General features: G+C 38.9%; 17 protein-coding genes. 3 read left to right on the forward strand and 14 right to left on the reverse strand.

Annotated features, from left to right (window positions below; translation table 11 throughout):
• Positions 1–151 precede the first annotated feature (151 nt).
• Positions 152–679 (reverse strand): hypothetical protein, encoded by a 528-nt coding sequence (locus tag NSQ94_RS13925; protein ID WP_339229447.1) that lies wholly within the window; start codon positions 677–679, stop codon positions 152–154.
• A 70-nt stretch (positions 680–749) separates the two neighbouring features.
• On the opposite strand from NSQ94_RS13925, the gene NSQ94_RS13930 reads away from it, so the two are divergent.
• From NSQ94_RS13930 to NSQ94_RS13940, 3 genes are all read left to right on the forward strand, one after another.
• Positions 750–1,076 (forward strand): transposase, encoded by a 327-nt coding sequence (locus NSQ94_RS13930; protein ID WP_066252076.1) that lies wholly within the window; start codon positions 750–752, stop codon positions 1,074–1,076.
• Positions 1,076–1,426: an IS66 family insertion sequence element accessory protein TnpB gene (gene tnpB, locus NSQ94_RS13935; RefSeq protein WP_339230705.1), complete on the forward strand. Its 351-nt coding sequence runs from the start codon at positions 1,076–1,078 to the stop codon at positions 1,424–1,426. Before NSQ94_RS13930 ends, tnpB begins: the two co-directional genes overlap by 1 nt.
• A gap of 133 nt (positions 1,427–1,559) precedes the next feature.
• Positions 1,560–3,068, forward strand: coding sequence for an IS66 family transposase (locus tag NSQ94_RS13940; RefSeq protein WP_261308811.1), 1,509 nt, complete (start codon positions 1,560–1,562; stop codon positions 3,066–3,068).
• 144 nt (positions 3,069–3,212) lie between these two features.
• On the opposite strand, the gene NSQ94_RS13945 is transcribed toward NSQ94_RS13940, so the two are convergent.
• From NSQ94_RS13945 to NSQ94_RS14005, 13 genes are all read right to left on the reverse strand, one after another.
• A complete protein-coding gene (locus NSQ94_RS13945) occupies positions 3,213–3,842 on the reverse strand; it encodes an ABC transporter ATP-binding protein (RefSeq protein ID WP_339229449.1) in 630 nt (209 codons plus the stop codon).
• Between the two features lie 1,442 nt (positions 3,843–5,284).
• A complete protein-coding gene (locus tag NSQ94_RS13950) occupies positions 5,285–5,977 on the reverse strand; it encodes a DUF2705 family protein (RefSeq protein WP_165381981.1) in 693 nt (230 codons plus the stop codon).
• A gap of 163 nt (positions 5,978–6,140) precedes the next feature.
• Positions 6,141–6,566, reverse strand: coding sequence for a DUF2712 domain-containing protein (locus NSQ94_RS13955; RefSeq protein WP_339229451.1), 426 nt, complete (start codon positions 6,564–6,566; stop codon positions 6,141–6,143).
• A 1,162-nt stretch (positions 6,567–7,728) separates the two neighbouring features.
• Positions 7,729–8,070, reverse strand: coding sequence for a YisL family protein (locus NSQ94_RS13960; protein ID WP_063386645.1), 342 nt, complete (start codon positions 8,068–8,070; stop codon positions 7,729–7,731).
• A gap of 163 nt (positions 8,071–8,233) precedes the next feature.
• Positions 8,234–9,142, reverse strand: a complete 909-nt coding sequence (locus NSQ94_RS13965) for a fumarylacetoacetate hydrolase family protein (RefSeq protein WP_063386644.1) — start codon at positions 9,140–9,142, stop codon at positions 8,234–8,236.
• 3 nt (positions 9,143–9,145) lie between these two features.
• Positions 9,146–9,919: a TatD family hydrolase gene (locus NSQ94_RS13970; RefSeq protein ID WP_339229453.1), complete on the reverse strand. Its 774-nt coding sequence runs from the start codon at positions 9,917–9,919 to the stop codon at positions 9,146–9,148.
• Entirely contained in the window at positions 9,916–10,749 is an 834-nt protein-coding gene (locus NSQ94_RS13975) for a radical SAM protein (protein WP_144596656.1), read from the reverse strand. Before NSQ94_RS13975 ends, NSQ94_RS13970 begins: the two co-directional genes overlap by 4 nt.
• Before the next feature lie 293 nt (positions 10,750–11,042).
• The gene (locus NSQ94_RS13980) at positions 11,043–12,041 is read right to left on the reverse strand and encodes an aliphatic sulfonate ABC transporter substrate-binding protein (protein ID WP_186439323.1); all 999 of its coding nucleotides are present in this window, start codon (positions 12,039–12,041) and stop codon (positions 11,043–11,045) included.
• A 38-nt stretch (positions 12,042–12,079) separates the two neighbouring features.
• Positions 12,080–12,847 (reverse strand): ATP-binding cassette domain-containing protein, encoded by a 768-nt coding sequence (locus NSQ94_RS13985; protein ID WP_242009262.1) that lies wholly within the window; start codon positions 12,845–12,847, stop codon positions 12,080–12,082.
• Between the two features lie 17 nt (positions 12,848–12,864).
• Complete coding sequence (gene ssuC, locus NSQ94_RS13990) at positions 12,865–13,650, reverse strand: aliphatic sulfonate ABC transporter permease SsuC (protein ID WP_066250605.1); 786 nt, start codon at positions 13,648–13,650, stop codon at positions 12,865–12,867.
• The gene (gene ssuD, locus NSQ94_RS13995; RefSeq protein WP_339229455.1) at positions 13,647–14,795 is read right to left on the reverse strand and encodes an FMNH2-dependent alkanesulfonate monooxygenase; all 1,149 of its coding nucleotides are present in this window, start codon (positions 14,793–14,795) and stop codon (positions 13,647–13,649) included. Before ssuD ends, ssuC begins: the two co-directional genes overlap by 4 nt.
• 136 nt (positions 14,796–14,931) lie before the next feature.
• The gene (locus NSQ94_RS14000; protein WP_130158334.1) at positions 14,932–15,942 is read right to left on the reverse strand and encodes a sulfonate ABC transporter substrate-binding protein; all 1,011 of its coding nucleotides are present in this window, start codon (positions 15,940–15,942) and stop codon (positions 14,932–14,934) included.
• Positions 15,943–16,047: 105 nt separating this feature from the next.
• Positions 16,048–17,118, reverse strand: a complete 1,071-nt coding sequence (locus NSQ94_RS14005; RefSeq protein ID WP_339229458.1) for a sulfate ABC transporter ATP-binding protein — start codon at positions 17,116–17,118, stop codon at positions 16,048–16,050.

Raw genomic sequence — 17,118 nt, forward strand, 5'->3', positions numbered from 1 at the left:
CAGGCATACAAGCCTTTCCTACCCGCTGCTCCATGTAAAGCTGAGAAAAATAGTATACGAGCTTCATTGCCAGTAACAGACCAGCATCAAACGAAATACAGTAGAAGGAGTTTATAGTTGGTGTGTCTCTATTACAATTTAAGATTTTCATTTATAATGGTTTTAAATTAATTACGATGCTATCAGATTCAAAAAATAAACATTTATTAATTTCTAATATATCACCTTTTTTAGGAACGATTTTATAATTTTTCTTATCTTCGAAATCGTACGTATTAAGAACTTCCCTATTAGATGATAAGATTTGAACAAATGGTTTTTCTTTCTCTGTTTTTCCGGCATAACTTAATATATATTCTCCCTCGGGTAACTGTAATCCTATTTTATAAAATCCTGAATGATGAATTTCATATTGTCCTGCTTTACTTATCTTTATTGTTTCAAAGTTTGCAGGAGAAAGTCTCACTTTTCCTTTTCCTTCTAACCCAATATGTTCTCCATTAGTCAACTCAACACCTAATATTTTATCTTTTGCGGATAATTCTTTTTGCATAAATTTAATTTTCCCATTTATTGCTTCTATATCATAAATCCCTTGATTCATATCTTCTCCTACAATATATTCTCCGCTTTTTAAAGTCATTTCCTTTGGTTCTACTTCTTTATAGGTAAGCGTCAAATAAAACCCACATTCCGATCATAGGTCATCCGTGTGATAATCTTCTTAGAATGATTCGGGAGGTTTTGCAATGACCCTAAAAGAAAAAAGAATAGAATGGAAAGCACGATATGATGCCTGGAAAAAGAGTGGACAGAGTATAGCGGAGTGGTGCCGGGATCAAGGAATCAAAACCCACCAAATGTACTATTGGGTGAGGCAGTTCTCCCGCGGTGGCAGTTGCACTGAAACGCCTGTCCAGACGCAGTGGCTGGCTGTTCAGGTAGAAGAAGCCTTGCCCTCTTCAGGTCAAGGTCCGATCTTTTTACACGTTGATGCGATCTCCGTTGAAGTACGGCCCGGTGCCAATCTGGATCTATTAACCGATGTGATTCGGGTGCTGCAACACCAATGTTGATGAATTCCCCGTTTGAACGTGTCTATCTGGCGCGTGGCAGTACGGATCTTCGCAAATCGATTGACGGACTGGCCGCTATTGTACAGGAATGCTTTGAACTCGATCCCTTTTCTCCGTGCTTATTCGTGTTTTGTAACCGGAAACGGGACAAGTTAAAGATTCTTCAATGGGAACATAACGGCTTCTGGCTTCATTATCGCCGTCTGGAAAAAGGGACGTTCCACTGGCCGTCGGAGAATGATACAGCGCCCATGTCTATCAGTTCACGCCAGCTGCGCTGGCTGCTGGACGGCTTGCCAATCGAACAAAAGCAAGCGCATCAGGAAGTGAAGGCACGCATCCTTCTATAAAACAAATAAATAAAAAAAGAATTCGATACTAGGCAAGTTGGATTCTTTTCCGTATACTGGACATATGGAAAAATCAGCGCAGACTTCAAAAGGCACAATTGAATATTACAAAGCGCTCAACGAAAAGCTCCAAATGGAAAAGGAAGAGTTGGAAGCGAAATTAAAATGGTATGAGGAACAATTCCGCCTCAGCCAGCAACGCCTATTCGGAGCTTCCAGCGAGAAGACCCATCCGGACCAGCTCTCCCTTTTCAACGAAGCCGAGTCCACGGCTGATCCAGCTATGGAAGAGCCCACCGTTGAGACGATGACATATAGACGCAAGAAACAACACGGCCAACGCAAACGCATGCTTGAAAACCTGCCTACAGAGACGATCGAATACCGTTTGTCTGATGAGGAACAGGTCTGTTCGTGCTGTGGCGGTGCTATGCATGAAATGAGCACAGAAGTACGCAAGGAATTGAAAGTTATTCCTGCCCAAGTGAAAGTAGTCGAACATGTGCGTCATGTATATAGCTGCCGTCACTGTGAGCGTCATGAACTGAACACACCTATTGTGACAGCGAAGATGCCGGAACCTGTTTTCCCTGGAAGCCTAGCGTCTCCGTCGTCAATGGCTTATACCATGACACAAAAATACGTAGAAGGTATGCCCCTGTATCGCCAGGAGAAACAACTGGAACGCTTTGGCGTGTCCATACCTCGGCAAACGCTGGCCAATTGGACCATTTATGGGGCTCAAACTTGGCTTAGCCTCATTTACGATGAGATGCATGAGCACCTCCTACAGAAGGATCGTCTGCATGCGGATGAGACAACCTTGCAGGTCCTGTCTGAACCGGACCGGCCAGCGATGTCGACTTCCTACATATGGCTTTATCGTACCGGTCGCGGGGATACACCAATCGTCTTATACGATTACCAGCAAACCCGTGCAGGCAAGCACCCACGCCGTTTTTTGGACGGCTTCCGGGGATATTTGCATGTGGACGGGTATGCGGGTTATAACGTCCTCCCCGATGTGAAATTGGTCGGGTGCTGGGCCCATGCCCGCCGCAAATTCACAGAAGCCCTGCAGGCACTGCCTGAATCGGCGAGCACTTCCACCGTCAAAGCAAAGGAAGGTCTGGCCTATTGCAATAAACTTTTTGAAATTGAGCGCAAGCTTAAAGATGCAAGTCCAGAGGAGCGCTATCAAGCACGGCTGGAGCACAGCAAACCCGTGCTTGAGGCTTTTTTGTCATGGCTTAAAGAGCAAATGCCGCGCGTACTGCCAAAAAGCGCACTTGGCAAAGCGATCAAGTATTGTCGTAACCAATGGGAGCGGTTGGAGGCATTTTTAGAGGACGGCCGTTTGGAGATCGATAATAATCGCGGGGAACGGTCAATTAAACCTTTTGTGATCGGTCGCAAAAACTGGCTCTTCAGTAATACGTCAAAAGGAGCAAGGTCCAGTGCGATCATCTATAGTGTTGTGGAGACAGCCAAGGAAAACGAGTTGGATCCATTCAACTACCTTAGCTATCTGTTTCAAGAGCTTCCCAATATAGATACGACAGATAAAACAAAATTAGCTGAATTCCTGCCATGGTCACCGACGCTTCCGCAGGAATGCCGTGTTCCTAAAAAATCTAAATAAAGCATACATGAAATCCCCATCTGAATACAGGTGGGGATTACTTTACGCTTACCTTTATAGCGATTTATGAAATCAGTAATATAAGGATAAGCGATAATGAACGAACATATCACTACTATAAAAATGAAAATAGTAAATTTAAATTTATTCATAAACTAAGTTCCCCTCATTCATCTTCAAACTAAAATCACATAAGGGTTCAATATCCTCTTTAAGATGGCTAGCAATTATTATAATCGCTCCTCTTTTCTTTTCTTCTAAAAGCAGGTCTTGGATTAATTCTACTCCTTTATCATCAAGCGCATTGGTAGGTTCATCCAAAAGGAGAATATCAGGCTTTTCAAATATCGCCTGTGCAATATTAAGTCTTTGCTTCATTCCTAAAGAATATTTTTTTACTTTTAGCTTAGAAAATGGATCTAGTCCGACTCTTTTTATAGCTTCTTCAATATCATGTTTTGTGGCAACTTTTTTTATTTTTGATAAAATAAAAAGATTTGTGTACGCATCATACTGTGGCAATAACTCCATATTTTCTATAATGATCCCAACGCTTTGGGGGAAGGATATATCTTTATGTAATACTTGATTATTAATTATAACCTCACCTTCAGTAGGAATAACTAATCCAGCTAAAGTACGAAGTAGCATGGTTTTACCGGATCCGTTTTTACCAAAGAGTCCGTAAACCTGTCCCGGTTTAAAAGTATAAGAAACATTTTTTAACACATATGTGTTTTTTATTTTTTTACTTACATTCTGAACTTGAAGCATTTTTCACCCTCACTTTATAGTAAATCCATCTTTTTGATTTTATAAATAGATAGAAACATGATAGGGATTTGCATTATAAGCAGAATAGGCAAACCCGTAAAATAATCAATTGTATGTTCTGGAAACTCAGGTATTTGACTTAGTCCGTTCTTAAAACCCATCCCATAATTCGGTAAAAACAAGTATTGTAAAAGCTTGGACGAACCATATAGTTGATTTGACATTAAAACAGATGCAACTATATATATATTCATAATCAGATGGGAAATTTTTGGGTTTATATACAGTTCCAACAAAAGTTGAATGCTAAATAATGTTTGTAAGGTTAGTAAATAGATAGAGAGAGATTTTATAAAATTCGTTATAGAAATCGTCGATGTACCTAATTCAAAGAACGTACAAATAACTATTTGGAACATAGTAAAAAACAGAAGAACGATGAACATATACAAATACTGTTTGATTATCCACTTGGATTTGCAATAGGTTCTTACAAAAAAAGCTATACCATGGATTCTTGTAAAATCGCTAAAATATCCAGAAAAATAAAAACTCATACTAATAATCGGGAGATACCAATTTAGTAAATATCTATACTCTAATGCCTGCGAAGAAGTTATAGGAACACCATCTAAAAAAGGAAAATTAGTGTTAAGAAGGTCAAACCCACTTATCAAAATTTCCTGCATGAGGATGGCTAATAATACAAAAATGAAAAATTTTTTATTTATGATCATTGAATAAAGTCCTTTCTTTTATACACAAAGGAGCCAATTAAGTAAAAGAACACAACGATGAGCAATTGTCTGAAATATGTAATTAATAAATCTGCAACCGTCCATTTTTTCTCTAACATTTTAGTATATATCACCAAATCCTTTAACGGACCCCATGTCTGGTTCATTATTAATTTTTCAAAAAAGAATAAACTACCTATTAAGAAAATCGTAAGAAAAAACGAAACACCTATGGAATTACTTATATCTTTGATCAATTCATACATCAAACCAACACTGGTGTAAAACAAAAATATTCCAAAGGTATTAAAGAGACCGATGGGTATAAAATTCACTTCTTTTAATAACGAATAATCAAAGAAAATGCTTGTAAATATCAGATTGACTCCCGTATGGACGGAAGAAAATATGGAAGCTGCGACGAAAATTTTAGTAAGTCTTCTTAGATATAATCTTTCCCTATCAGTTCCTCTTATAATATTCATCATGCTTTCAGGTAAGAAGAAATGATTGAAAAAGATCATAAAGGGTATCGTATAAAATAGAGCATACGCCTGTATAGAGCTATAACCGGTTGTGCTCTGATTCATGACAAGTATTACTTTATGCATAGTTAGATGTAAAGATAGATCGTGCCAATTTGAATTTTGCATAAACCATACAATCGTAAAAAAGAGAATGGTACTCGCAATAATAATAAATCGTTTAATTTTCATTGAATCGTACCTCATAAATAAATACTATTATAGGAATTATGATCAGGACGCCTATTGCTAATAAAAGAATAGGAACTATCACATCAAAACCATACTCAGTAAAAGGTTGAAAAACGAACATAAGTGATTGTCTATTTAAAACTAATAAAAACCAAATAAAAAATGCAGAAGCATATGCATATTTTCTATCAAGAAAAAACAAACTTGTGCTTGCTCCTAATGTTCCAGCCAAACCTGCTAGAATACAAGCGACTATTGAAAAGATTATAATTGTAATAAAAGGGTGTTTTACACTAAAGTTAAAAAGTGCATTCCCTTCAAATTCCATTTCCATTAATCCTTTTGAAAAAGTTCCTTTAGCAAAAATAATAGACACGAGTATAAGGTTGACAAATAATGTGATAAACATAGCGATAGAAGATATAGAAAAAGATGTAATCATTTTCTCTAAAAAGTATCTTTTTTTACCGATTTTGCTAATTAAAATATTACGGTAACCCGTCTCATAGTCTTGAATGGCATCATCGGCTCCCAACAGTAAAAAATATATTGGTAAAAACCATAGCAGCAAGATTTGGGGAGCATGTCCTATACTAGAACCTGATAAATAGAAAGCGAAAGCAGGATGAAAAATCTCATCAGAGCTTTTTTGATAAATCAATAATTGAACAATTTCTAACATCGGTATTAATAAAATTATAATAAAAGCCGTTAGATTGATCTTATTTCTTACAATGCGATGAATATGACTATTAAACAATGTCCCTCACTCAATTCTTTCATTTTTTATTAATTGAAAAGCGACCAAAAATGGCATTATAATCCATTTTTGGTCTTTTTTTATATCAATCAGTTTCCTCATCCCAATAACCTGCTATTGTATAGTTATTAGTACTATAGTTATTGTTTTCAGCACCTAATCTTACATAAGATTTGTTTGCTGTGCTATATGCCGCATAATAGTGGGCGCCACTTCCTTGTTTCACATCATATATATTTGAAACTCTTGTTCCACTTTTATCTAACCAAAAAGTTGCAATTGTTCCTTTTCCTTCAGATGAATATGTCAGATTTACTTTCCATTTATTTTTAGGATTAGAAGTTTCTCGATATCTTTCAGCAGAATAGCTATTTTTATATTTAGGTTTAAGAGTAAAATGAAAACTTACATTATCGTTTCTGGCAAATGTAAAACTGGAAAAAGTAAATATTCCAATCCCCACAACCGCAGCCATCCCTAACCTAAAATACTTTTTGGCTAAATTTCTCATAATACTCCTCTTTCTTAGTATTGATCGATATTTATCCCAGGTAAATATCTTAAAAAAATTTTATACCAAAAAAATACAAAAAACAAGAATTTATTTCAAAAAATGACATATAAATCCATAAAATATAATCATATTAATTCAATGGGATTCGTGCTTTCTATAAAAGGTGGAGTGGAATTTGTTAAGAAACAAAAGGTGATTACGAACAAATAAGCTTGAATTTTTTGAAATAAATAGTTTGGACAATGATACGCTCGGTTACTTAGTTATCGTAGATACTAGAAGAGAAAGACGTTTATCAGATTTTCCTGAATGAATAGGAGTAGAAACGGAAGAAAGCTTTATTCCAAATTTTAATCATATTAAAGTTGTTATTTTTCAATTACAAGACATAGATGAAAAATATTTAGATATGAATATTTTTTTATCGAAGATTTATTAGGTTTAAAATCGGATTGTTCTTACCATGTTTCTGAATTTAAGATAGTAAACAGCATTTAGCATTTGATATGCCTGATCGTATGATCGACATCGTTAAATTTGTCAACGAATTATTATCGATGGCGAAAATGAATATCGAAATTGAGTTAACTAATCCAGAGTCGTTTAATTATTTATCGAAGGAATAATGAAAAAGAAAATGCAATATCTATTAGTTATTGAAGCGATAATGCCATAATTCATTGCAGTAAACGTAAGCATCGCCTTCATTGAAACTTTTTTCCAATCCGCGGAATTTCGTCCAACTTTTTGGCGATTAGCAAGGTTTCAATGAACTCATATCGAATTATTATTCAAGCCTTAATAAAAAACGAGATAAGGGGAGTTTCATAATTTGGGGTGGTTATTAGCTATTCCATTTATTTTGCTTGGAGCTTTTTTATTTTCATTAACCATTGATGATATGAAATATAGGTCATATAATTCTAATAATTATAGGATTTGGATGTTTTTTTAAGGCTGGTTTTATTGTCAAATTCAAGAAAGAAAAATAATAGGGGGTGTCTAATAAGTCGTTTTTACGGCTTATTGACGCCCCCATTAATGTTTTAGAAACGTTGATATATATCGGTGTTTATGATTTTTTGTTTTCAATGGCGATTTGACTTTCTAAGACAGCCCCTGCGAAATACGCTCCTATATTTTTGCATCAACATATTTTTTAAAAAGTAAGAGGCAGTCTAAATCCAAGCAAAATGACGAGAATCAGCACAATCCAAAAGCCGATCCAAATGCCTTTGGACGATTCGTTTCTCTTCTTTTTGCCCAAAACCATTTCCATAAGCCCGATCAAAACGATGGCAAGGAAAATTTTAGCGACATATTCCCCTACATAGTTGGCCATGCTGAACACATTATAGCGGAAAATTAATTCAAGTCCAGTTGCCAACACGATTAAATAAAAGATTCGCACAGCCATATGCAAACCTTTTGAAGGTTTGGCAAACGCAATGAAAAACAAAATCAGCAAAATGACCCATGATGTAATATGCAAATGTGTCATAAATGCCCTCCCCCATCTATACTTGCAAGTCCACATTCATCATATCAAATGATCATCCAAAAACATAGCAATTACTATGATAAATAAAATGATTTCACTAAATTGACAAAGACGCACTAAAACGAAAGATTAAAGGGGCTCACTCTTGCCCGTCCTTTCGCTATTAAATTTCCTTGACTTTATTTCTCAACGTGCCAATTCCTTCTACCGTAATTTCGACAGTGTCGCCAGGCTTTAATAATTTCGGCGGATTGAAGCCTTTTCCGACTCCCGCAGGTGTACCTGTTGCAATGATATCTCCCGGTTCAAGAGTCATGCCTTGAGAAATGATGGAAATGATCCGTTTAATCGGGAAAATCATTTGATTTGTATTGGCTTGCTGCCGAATTTCGCCATTAACTTTCGTCTCGATAGACAGATGCTGTGGATTCGAAACAGCCGATTTATGTACAATATACGGTCCCATCGGGCATGATGTATCCAAGCTTTTTCCTAAAAAATATTGTTTGTGGCGAGCTTGCAAATCTCTTGCTGTGACATCATTGATGATCGTATATCCAAAAACGTAGTCATAGGCTTCTTCTTCGCGAATTTGTTTTCCTTTTTTCCCAATGACAACTGCAAGTTCCCCTTCATAATCAAGTTCGTCGGTTAAATAAAGATGAGGATCAATTTCTCCTTCATGAGCAATAACGGAAGTTGAAGGTTTGGAAAACAGAATCAAATCGGAAGGAATATCACTTTCGCTTCCCATTTCCGCAACATGGTCACGGTAGTTTTTACCGACGCACATAATGTTTTTCTTCGGTCGTGGAATCGGTGCTTGGAGTTTAACAGCTGACAGCGGATAGACATATGTCTCCCTTTCTTTTTCCTTCGCAACCCATTCCTGTAATGCTTCAATATGGCGGACAAATTTTTCACCCATTTCAATGCACGCTTGCAGCGATGCAGGCGATATTTCCGATTCATAAAGCTTCAGTTCCGCTTTTTGAATATCAATAACCGAATCTTCGTTAAAAATTAGTCCGATAAACGTTCTGTCGTGAATATTTGCAGTGACAAGCTTCATGTTCTACCCCCAATTAAGATAAAGTTTTTTCGCATTATTTGCAGTTGTGCGCACAATATCTTCACGTGGCCTCTTTTTAATATTCGCCAATTTGCAGCAAATTTCCTTTAAAAATAACGGGGTTGTGTCAACATTTTTAAACGCTCCCCCATACCGCCAAGGGCCGTCCGTCTCAATAAGCAGCTGATCCATCGGAACTTGTTCAGCAAGCTGCTGATCGCGCAGGCGGTAGCAAACTTCCGGAGTCACAGAAATATAATAGTGTTGTTTACAAATTTCCTTCACTACAGATGATGCCGCTTTAAGCCAATGAAAATGCGCTTTTTTCACTTGATGTTTTTGCAAAAGTTGTAAAACTTTTTCCGCATCTTCATGAACTGCATGCAAGGCAACTGGCAGTGAATGTTCAACGCTGATTTTCAAAAATTCCTTCAAGACATCTATATAAGTTTGTTCCGAATACTTTGCAAATAATCGCTCTTTTTCATAATACGGCAAACCAATTTCCCCGACAGCTGAAATCGCCCTCTCTGTTCGAATCAGTGATAGAAGCTCTTCAAGCTCCCGTTCATCAAGAATCTCCTGTTCAGGGTGAAAGCCGGCAGCTGCTATAATAAAATCTTCATGTTTCTGCTTCAATTCAAGCGTTTTATAGGCGGATGTTAAATCGGTTGAAACGGCCACAACATGAGTAATGCCCGCTTCCTGCCACTTTTTGATTTGCTCATCAATAGTTTTTGGATCGTATTGATCCAAATGAATATGAGAATCGATCATTCTTCATGACTCCCATCGGGCGGAATGAAGCCTTGCCTAGAAATGAACAGCTGATCTTTCGCAAAAACATGTAAAAGTAAGTCTTTCACATATTCGATGTTTTCAGGCGAAAACCATTCTTCTTCTCCAATTTGCGAAAAAAGCTTTGACAAACCGAGCGCCTGCGATCGTCTTCCGCCGCTTCCATCTCCTAAAAAGAAATCATCTAAACAGACTCGTTTCGTCGCATTCCGTAATAGATTCGTAAAATTCGGAGAAAAAGGCAGTACAGGAGAAACTGCCGCCTGTGACGGAATGTTCTCTTCATTTAGTTTTTTAAGCGCATTGATCCTAGCTTGAATCGGCGGCGCCTTTGGAGAAAAAATTTTGCGCACATCATCTCTGTCCGTTTCAATGGTAATGCTGACAAGCACCCGATCCCCCAATTTTTGAAAGATATCAATATCTCTAGTGACAAGCGGGCTTCTCGTCTGGACAAATAAAAAGTCCGGAGGCATTTCTGCTATCACTTCAAGGAGCCTTCTTGTTCGTAATTCCTTCGCTTCCAGCGGCTGGTAAGGGTCTGTTGAGGATGACATGAAAATCGTCACTTTCCCTTTCTTCTTGGCCCGCTTCAATTCGCCTAAAAATTGGTTTGGCTTTTCATCCTTTATTTCAACCCATGTTCCCCACTCTTTTTTCTTAAACAATGCGACTGGAAGCTTTTGTACATAACAATAATGGCAGCCGTATGAACAGCCGACATACGGATTTAAACTGTACGAATACCCTTGCAAATAGCCGTTTGTTTTCGTTAAAAACGAGTTTGGATTTTTACGGGTAATTTCCATTCATTACATCCTTTCCCGCAGCGAAAAGATTATCTCATTCAATGAAAAAAATTTTGAAAAGAAAAACGGCCTCAAGGTTCACAGACAGCCCGCTTGCAAACCGGCCATTACCGCTTCCGTGAAGATAAGGACAGCTGTTCTCCACAAAAACAAATGGAGGGATAAACACCTCCATTTGTAAAAGGACAACTATTTGCGCTTGTCAATCGTTATCGCATGGATCTTTCTTTTGAACATTCCGTTTCAGGGTCATTATAACTTATAAAGCATGAAATGACCACTTTCTTGCTTCGTTAATCTGAAAGAACAGCATCTTGCACATTTATTTTCTCGTTTATCAATCCTGCCTCTAAAAAAGTATCTGCAAGCTTCTGTTGGGCATCCACCACTTCAGGTGTGATGTCAAATACTCCATATTCTCTTCTTTCCAAAGTTTGCTTCCATACATCTTTCGAAATGCCAGTTTTCTGTGAAAAGTTTTCGGCAGCCCCTTGTTTGTCTGCTTGAATCTCTTTGTGAACCTTCTCTAGTTCACTGATCACTAAATTTCGAAGTTCACGATTTTCTTGAAAATAATCGCGTCTTCCTACAATAAATCCATATTGACGCGGGAGACCTTTTGCATCGGCAATGATTCTAGCACCTCCACTTTCTTCTGCGTCCGCAAGATATGGATCCCAAATCACCCATGCATCCACATTGCCGCGTTCAAAAGCTCCTCTAGCATCTGAAGGCTGTAAATAGACAGGAGTAATATCATTCAAAGTCAGCCCTACACTCTCTAAAGCAGTAAGGAGCAAATAATGTGCGCTTGATCCTTTACCAAAAGCAACCTTCTTCCCTTTTAAATCTTCTATCTTTTGAATAGGTGAATCTTTTGGAACAACAATCGCCCGATATACTTCCGGTTCATAGGCAAGATAGGCTAATTCAGAATCTGAAACGGCTCCTGCAAGTACAGCAGGTGCTCCGCCTACATATCCTACATCAATTTTTCCTGCATTCAACGCCTCTAATAATGGCGGTCCTGATTGAAATTCATGCCATGTGACTTTAACTCCTTTTTCAGCCAAAATTTTTTCTAAGCTGCCTTTTTCCTTTAAGAAAAGCAAAATAGATGATTTTTGATAGCCAATTCTAAGTTCGTCTGGTAATGTCTCCTCTTCCGCTTTGGCATTTGATTTTTCCGCATTGGAAGTCTCATTTGCCTCCTCCTTGCTGCCGCAGCCTGAAATCCAAAGCACTAAAAGGAAAATTAAACTTAAAAACATACTTTTTCTGATAATTTTCATTAGTAAATCCCCCTTTAATAATATATTTATTAAGCTTATTACGTTGATTGCCTTGCATAGACAGCTGGTGTGTTTTCTTCCTCACCCATTACGCGGCGCAAAATCTTTTCGACGAGGGCTGCAAATGCGGCATTACCGCGCTGCCTAGGACGAGGAAATTTAATCGGTGTATCCATCGCAATTTTTCCATCCTCTATCAACACCACTCGATCCGCCATTGCTACCGCTTCTTCCACATCATGTGTAATCAGCAAAGCTGTAAATCCTTGCTCCTTCCATAATCGTTCGATCAAACGCTGCATTTCAATGCGTGTTAAAGCATCTAACGCACCTAATGGTTCATCCAATAACAACAGCCTTGGCTTGCTGGCTAATGCTCTTGCAAGTGCCACCCGTTGTTTTTGTCCTCCTGATAAAACGTGAGGCCATTCTTTTGCCCTGTCGATCAGTCCAACCTGCTTTAGAGCTAACTCCGCTTTAGGTAAATCTTCTTTTTTCATGCCAATCGCTACATTTTGAATTACGCGTTTCCAAGGCAAAAGTCTGGCATCTTGGAACATAATGCGAACCTCCGGATTTAATCCCTTCATCAATTCACTGTTAGCCTTGATCTCACCAGCTGTCGGCTCATCTAATCCGGCAATTAAACGAAGCAGCGTGCTTTTTCCGCAGCCGCTTCGGCCGATGATCGCTACAAACTCGCCAGGCTGCACCTCAAGATCAATTCCGCGCAGAACGTGCTGATTTCCGAAGTGTTTCTCTACACCATTGATTTGCAGATAAGTTCCAAAAGTTGGAGATTCCACATTTATCCCCCCATTCTCTACAAGTTTTGATAATTTGGATTCCAATTTAAGCATTTTCTTTCAAGCCATTTTGCCATTGAATCCGCGATTTTTCCAAATAATGCATATAGAAGAATGCTGAGCAGCACTACATCTGTTTGCATAAATTCTCTCGCATTCATGGCCATATATCCGATACCAGAATCTGCGGAAATTGTTTCAGCAACAATTAACGTCAGCCACATGATCCCCAGTGCATATCGAACTCCGACTAAAATAGACGGGAGGGCGCCGGGCAACACCACTTGCCAAAAGAGAAGCCAGGAACGAAGTCCATATACCCGTCCCATTTCAATCAACCCTTGATCTACTGACCGAATGCCATGAAGTGTATTCACATAAATCGGGAACAACACTCCAGCTGCTACTAAAAATACTTTGGCTTCCTCCCCAATTCCAAACCAAAGGATGACAAGAGGAATCATGGCCAGGTGAGGAATATTCCGCACCATTTGAATCGTTGTATCGAAAATTCTATCTGCGATCGGAAACAGCCCGTTAATAAGGCCGAGAAACAAGCCAATGCTTCCTCCAATCAAAAAACCGATTATGGCTCGTTTAAAGCTGATCAGCAAATGCTGAAACAATTCACCAGAACGAATGAGCTCCACTCCTGCCATCACAACGTCTGACGGCACTGGAAGAATTTTTGTTGAAAGAATCCCTTTAGAGGATAACAATTGCCAAATGATTAAAATCAATATAGGCAAAAGCCATGGGATTAATTGTTTTTTTACTTGATCGGAAAACAACGACTTTTTCATTTTCTGATTCTCTCCATTTCTGCTGGTAAACTGTTGTTGGCAATAATTTCTCCAAATGGTCCAAACGGTTGTGGTTCACTGTTTCTTTGAACATGGCTTATCGGCAAGTGAGGAAACAACAGTTCAGCTGTTCTATATGCTTCCTCTAAATGAGGATAGCCGGATAAAATAAATGTCTCGATGCCGAGATCAGCATATTCCTTCATCCTTTCTGCAATTGTTTCCGGACTGCCGACTAGCGCCGTACCTGCTCCGCCGCGCACAAGACCGATTCCTGACCATAAATTCGGGCTGATTTCAAGCGACTTGCGGTCTCTTTTCACAAGATCTGACATCCTGCGCTGCCCTACTGAATCAAAACGGTCAAAAACCTTTTGTGCCTGAGCGACCGTTTCATCATCCACATATTTGATTAACCGTTCGGCTGCTTGCCATGCTTCTTCATCCGTTTCACGGACGATGATATGCAAGCGAATGCCGAAGCGCACTGTTCTTCCTTGTTCCTCTGCCAGTTTTTTCACCTGATTCAGTTTTTCAGCAACCTGTTTCGGCGGCTCTCCCCATGTTAAATATACATCTGCATGCTTTGCCGCTACTTGCTGGCCAGCCAATGATGAACCGCCGAAAAAGACAGGCGGATATGGTTTTTGCACTGGCGGGAACAAAAGGTTTCCTCCTTCCACCTGCAAGTAACGACCTGTGAAATCGACTTTTTCATTTGCAAGCAGCTTTCGCCAAATTGTCAAAAATTCGTCAGTCACTTCATATCTTTCATCATGTGAATAAAAAATTCCATCACCCTTCAGCTCCACCGGATCACCACCGGTTACAACGTTTACTAGCAATCGTCCATTTGAAATTCTGTCAAATGTCGAGGCCATCCTTGCAGCAGCGGAAGGAGCCATCAACCCCGGCCGAACTGCCACAAGAAACCGTAAGTTTTCCGTAACGGGAATTAAGGCAGAGGCAATAATCCAAGCATCTTCGCAAGATCTTCCAGTTGGAATCAGCACCCCGCTGTAACCAAGGCGATCCGCTGCTTGGGCAATTTGTTTGAAATAAGACAAATCGGTTGTACGTCCTCCAATGGTAGTACCTAAATAATGCCCGTCACCATGTGTTGGAATAAACCAAAAAATGTTCATTTTTCACTCCACCCATTTCGTTTTTAGATTTTCATCTGTCATTCAAGGTTTTAAATGCGCAAAAAGGCCCCTTTCTTAGCATGCTTCTGCTAAGTAGGAGCCTCCAGTTGTCTGGTCGGTTCGCTATTGTTTTCATTTAGTTGTTTGTTTCCTCCAAAGCTGCTTCTTTTACATTGATTTTTTCAGGAATTAATTTTAATTGATGAAAAGTATCTGCTATTACCTGCTGATCATTTAGAACTTGTTCGCTTATTTTCTGAACACCATATGTTCTTCTTTTAGCTGCTTTTTCAAGCGAAGCAACATCAATTCCCAATTCAGGTGACAATAGTTCTGCAACTTCTTTTGGAGCACTTTTAGCCCATTGATCTGTTTTATTGATTTCTTCCAATAACAGATCGATAACCTCTTTATGATTTTCGGCAAACTTTCTGCTCGCTAAATAAAACTCTCTATTTTTCACTAAATCCTTTCCGTCTGCCAAAACTCTGGCGCCTGTCTCCGTTTCAGCAACAGCAAAGAAAGGATCCCAAATGACCCATGCATCCACACTTCCTTGTTCAAAGGCTGCTCTTGCATCTCCCGGTACGAGATATTTAGGTTCAATATCATTTATGGTCAGCCCCGCTTTTTCCAAAGCTTTTACGAGCAAGTAATGGACGTTTGAGCCTTTGTTGAGCGCAACCTTTTTACCTTTTAAATCCTGAACAGTGCGGATGGGTGAATCTTTTGGAACAAGAATAGCTTCTGAAAGAGGGCTTTCTGGCTCATGACCAATATAAACTAAATCAGTGCCTGCCGCTTGTGCAAAGATCGGCGGCGCTTCGCCAGTATGCCCGATATCAATGCTGCCGACATTTAATCCTTCCAAAAGCTGCGGACCTGCCGGAAATTGAATCCATTCGACAGAATATCCGTGACTTTTTAACGCTTTATCCAGCGTTCCTTGTTTCTTTAAGATGTTTAATGTCCCGTATTTTTGATATCCGATTCTAACTACCTTTTCCTCTTTATCTTTTGTTTCTTGAGATTCACCGGCGCTTTTCACATTCTTTTCTTCTCCTGAGCAGCCGGATATAACAGCAAATAAACTAACAATCATGATTAAAAGCAAGGCAAGCAAAGATTTTTGATTTTTTCTCCTCATTTTGCTACCCCCTTTGTCCTTATAAAAACTATTAGTCAAATTTATTTACATTCTTTTTGAAATGCAGGCTTTTCGAGTGATAATGATCTTGGCGACATTATTTATTCATTCTACGGATGGAGAATCTGAAAAAAACTTTATTTTTTCCAAGTCAGCATAAAGAATCTCATCATTTTTCACGTTCAGTTGATTCGCCTGTTCAACACTCAAGTCCACTTCGATCAGATCATTCGTTTTCAATCTTTCCAATTCCAAACGGACAATCGGACCATAAGATTGGATGCGGCGAACCTTTACTTGAATTGATTTTTGATGATCATTATGTCGAGTTATTCGCACTTCATGAGGACGAATATACCCGATCATTTTTTTCGTTTGAATGTTTTCATCAGGTGCAGCAAATAATGCTTCTCCGATATGTAGGCGACCATCGTTCACTTCAGCATGAAAAACGTTAACACGCCCTAGAAACTGATACACGAATTTCGTTTTTGGATGTTGATATACTTCATCCGGTGTTCCGACTTGCTCAATTTGTCCATTATTTAAGATTACCACTTGATCAGCAACCTCTAAGGCCTCTTCTTGGTCATGCGTGACAAAAACAGTTGTTACATGTAATTGCTCATGCAACTGCCGCAACCATCTCCGCAATTCTTGACGCACTTTTGCATCAAGAGCTCCAAACGGCTCATCAAGCAGAAGCACGTTCGGCTCCACTGCTAACGCTCTAGCTAATGCAACTCTCTGCCTCTGTCCGCCTGATAATTGAGCCGGGTAACGGCGATCAAGACCATTTAATTGGACTAAATGAAGCAATTCATTTACTTTTCGTTGGACGTCTTGTTTAGACGGTCTGTCTTTTCGCGGACGCACTTTAAGTCCGAATGCAATATTCTCAAAAACGTTCATATGATGAAATAAAGCGTAATGTTGAAAAACAAAACCGACATTTCTTTCACGGACCGTTTTTGTCGTATAATCATGGTCGCCAAAATAGATGCCTCCGCTATCAGGCATTTCCAATCCGGCAATCATCCGCAGCAACGTAGTTTTCCCTGAACCGGATGGACCTAACAAAGCGGTAATCTTCCCTGACGGTATTGTTAAATTTACTTCTTTTAATGCTTGAAATGAGCCATAATTTTTAGAAATTTGCTTCACATTGATATCCAT

This window comes from Aeribacillus sp. FSL K6-2833, assembly GCF_037965815.1.
Classification (GTDB): Bacteria; Bacillota; Bacilli; order Bacillales; family Aeribacillaceae; genus Aeribacillus; species Aeribacillus composti.

What these genes read in the sequence shown, in the direction of transcription:
- NSQ94_RS13930 (WP_066252076.1), top strand. Translation starts at nt 750, where the DNA reads ATGACCCTAAAAGAAAAAAGAATAGAATGGAAAGCACGATATGATGCC.
- tnpB (WP_339230705.1), top strand. Translation starts at nt 1,076, where the DNA reads ATGAATTCCCCGTTTGAACGTGTCTATCTGGCGCGTGGCAGTACGGAT.
- NSQ94_RS13940 (WP_261308811.1), top strand. Translation starts at nt 1,560, where the DNA reads ATGGAAAAGGAAGAGTTGGAAGCGAAATTAAAATGGTATGAGGAACAA.
- NSQ94_RS13945 (WP_339229449.1), bottom strand. Translation starts at nt 3,842, where the DNA reads ATGCTTCAAGTTCAGAATGTAAGTAAAAAAATAAAAAACACATATGTG.
- NSQ94_RS13950 (WP_165381981.1), bottom strand. Translation starts at nt 5,977, where the DNA reads ATGTTAGAAATTGTTCAATTATTGATTTATCAAAAAAGCTCTGATGAG.
- NSQ94_RS13955 (WP_339229451.1), bottom strand. Translation starts at nt 6,566, where the DNA reads ATGAGAAATTTAGCCAAAAAGTATTTTAGGTTAGGGATGGCTGCGGTT.
- NSQ94_RS13960 (WP_063386645.1), bottom strand. Translation starts at nt 8,070, where the DNA reads ATGACACATTTGCATATTACATCATGGGTCATTTTGCTGATTTTGTTT.
- NSQ94_RS13965 (WP_063386644.1), bottom strand. Translation starts at nt 9,142, where the DNA reads ATGAAGCTTGTCACTGCAAATATTCACGACAGAACGTTTATCGGACTA.
- NSQ94_RS13970 (WP_339229453.1), bottom strand. Translation starts at nt 9,919, where the DNA reads ATGATCGATTCTCATATTCATTTGGATCAATACGATCCAAAAACTATT.
- NSQ94_RS13975 (WP_144596656.1), bottom strand. Translation starts at nt 10,749, where the DNA reads ATGGAAATTACCCGTAAAAATCCAAACTCGTTTTTAACGAAAACAAAC.
- NSQ94_RS13980 (WP_186439323.1), bottom strand. Translation starts at nt 12,041, where the DNA reads ATGAAAATTATCAGAAAAAGTATGTTTTTAAGTTTAATTTTCCTTTTA.
- ssuC (WP_066250605.1), bottom strand. Translation starts at nt 13,650, where the DNA reads ATGAAAAAGTCGTTGTTTTCCGATCAAGTAAAAAAACAATTAATCCCA.
- ssuD (WP_339229455.1), bottom strand. Translation starts at nt 14,795, where the DNA reads ATGAACATTTTTTGGTTTATTCCAACACATGGTGACGGGCATTATTTA.
- NSQ94_RS14000 (WP_130158334.1), bottom strand. Translation starts at nt 15,942, where the DNA reads ATGAGGAGAAAAAATCAAAAATCTTTGCTTGCCTTGCTTTTAATCATG.
- NSQ94_RS14005 (WP_339229458.1), bottom strand. Translation starts at nt 17,118, where the DNA reads ATGGATATCAATGTGAAGCAAATTTCTAAAAATTATGGCTCATTTCAA.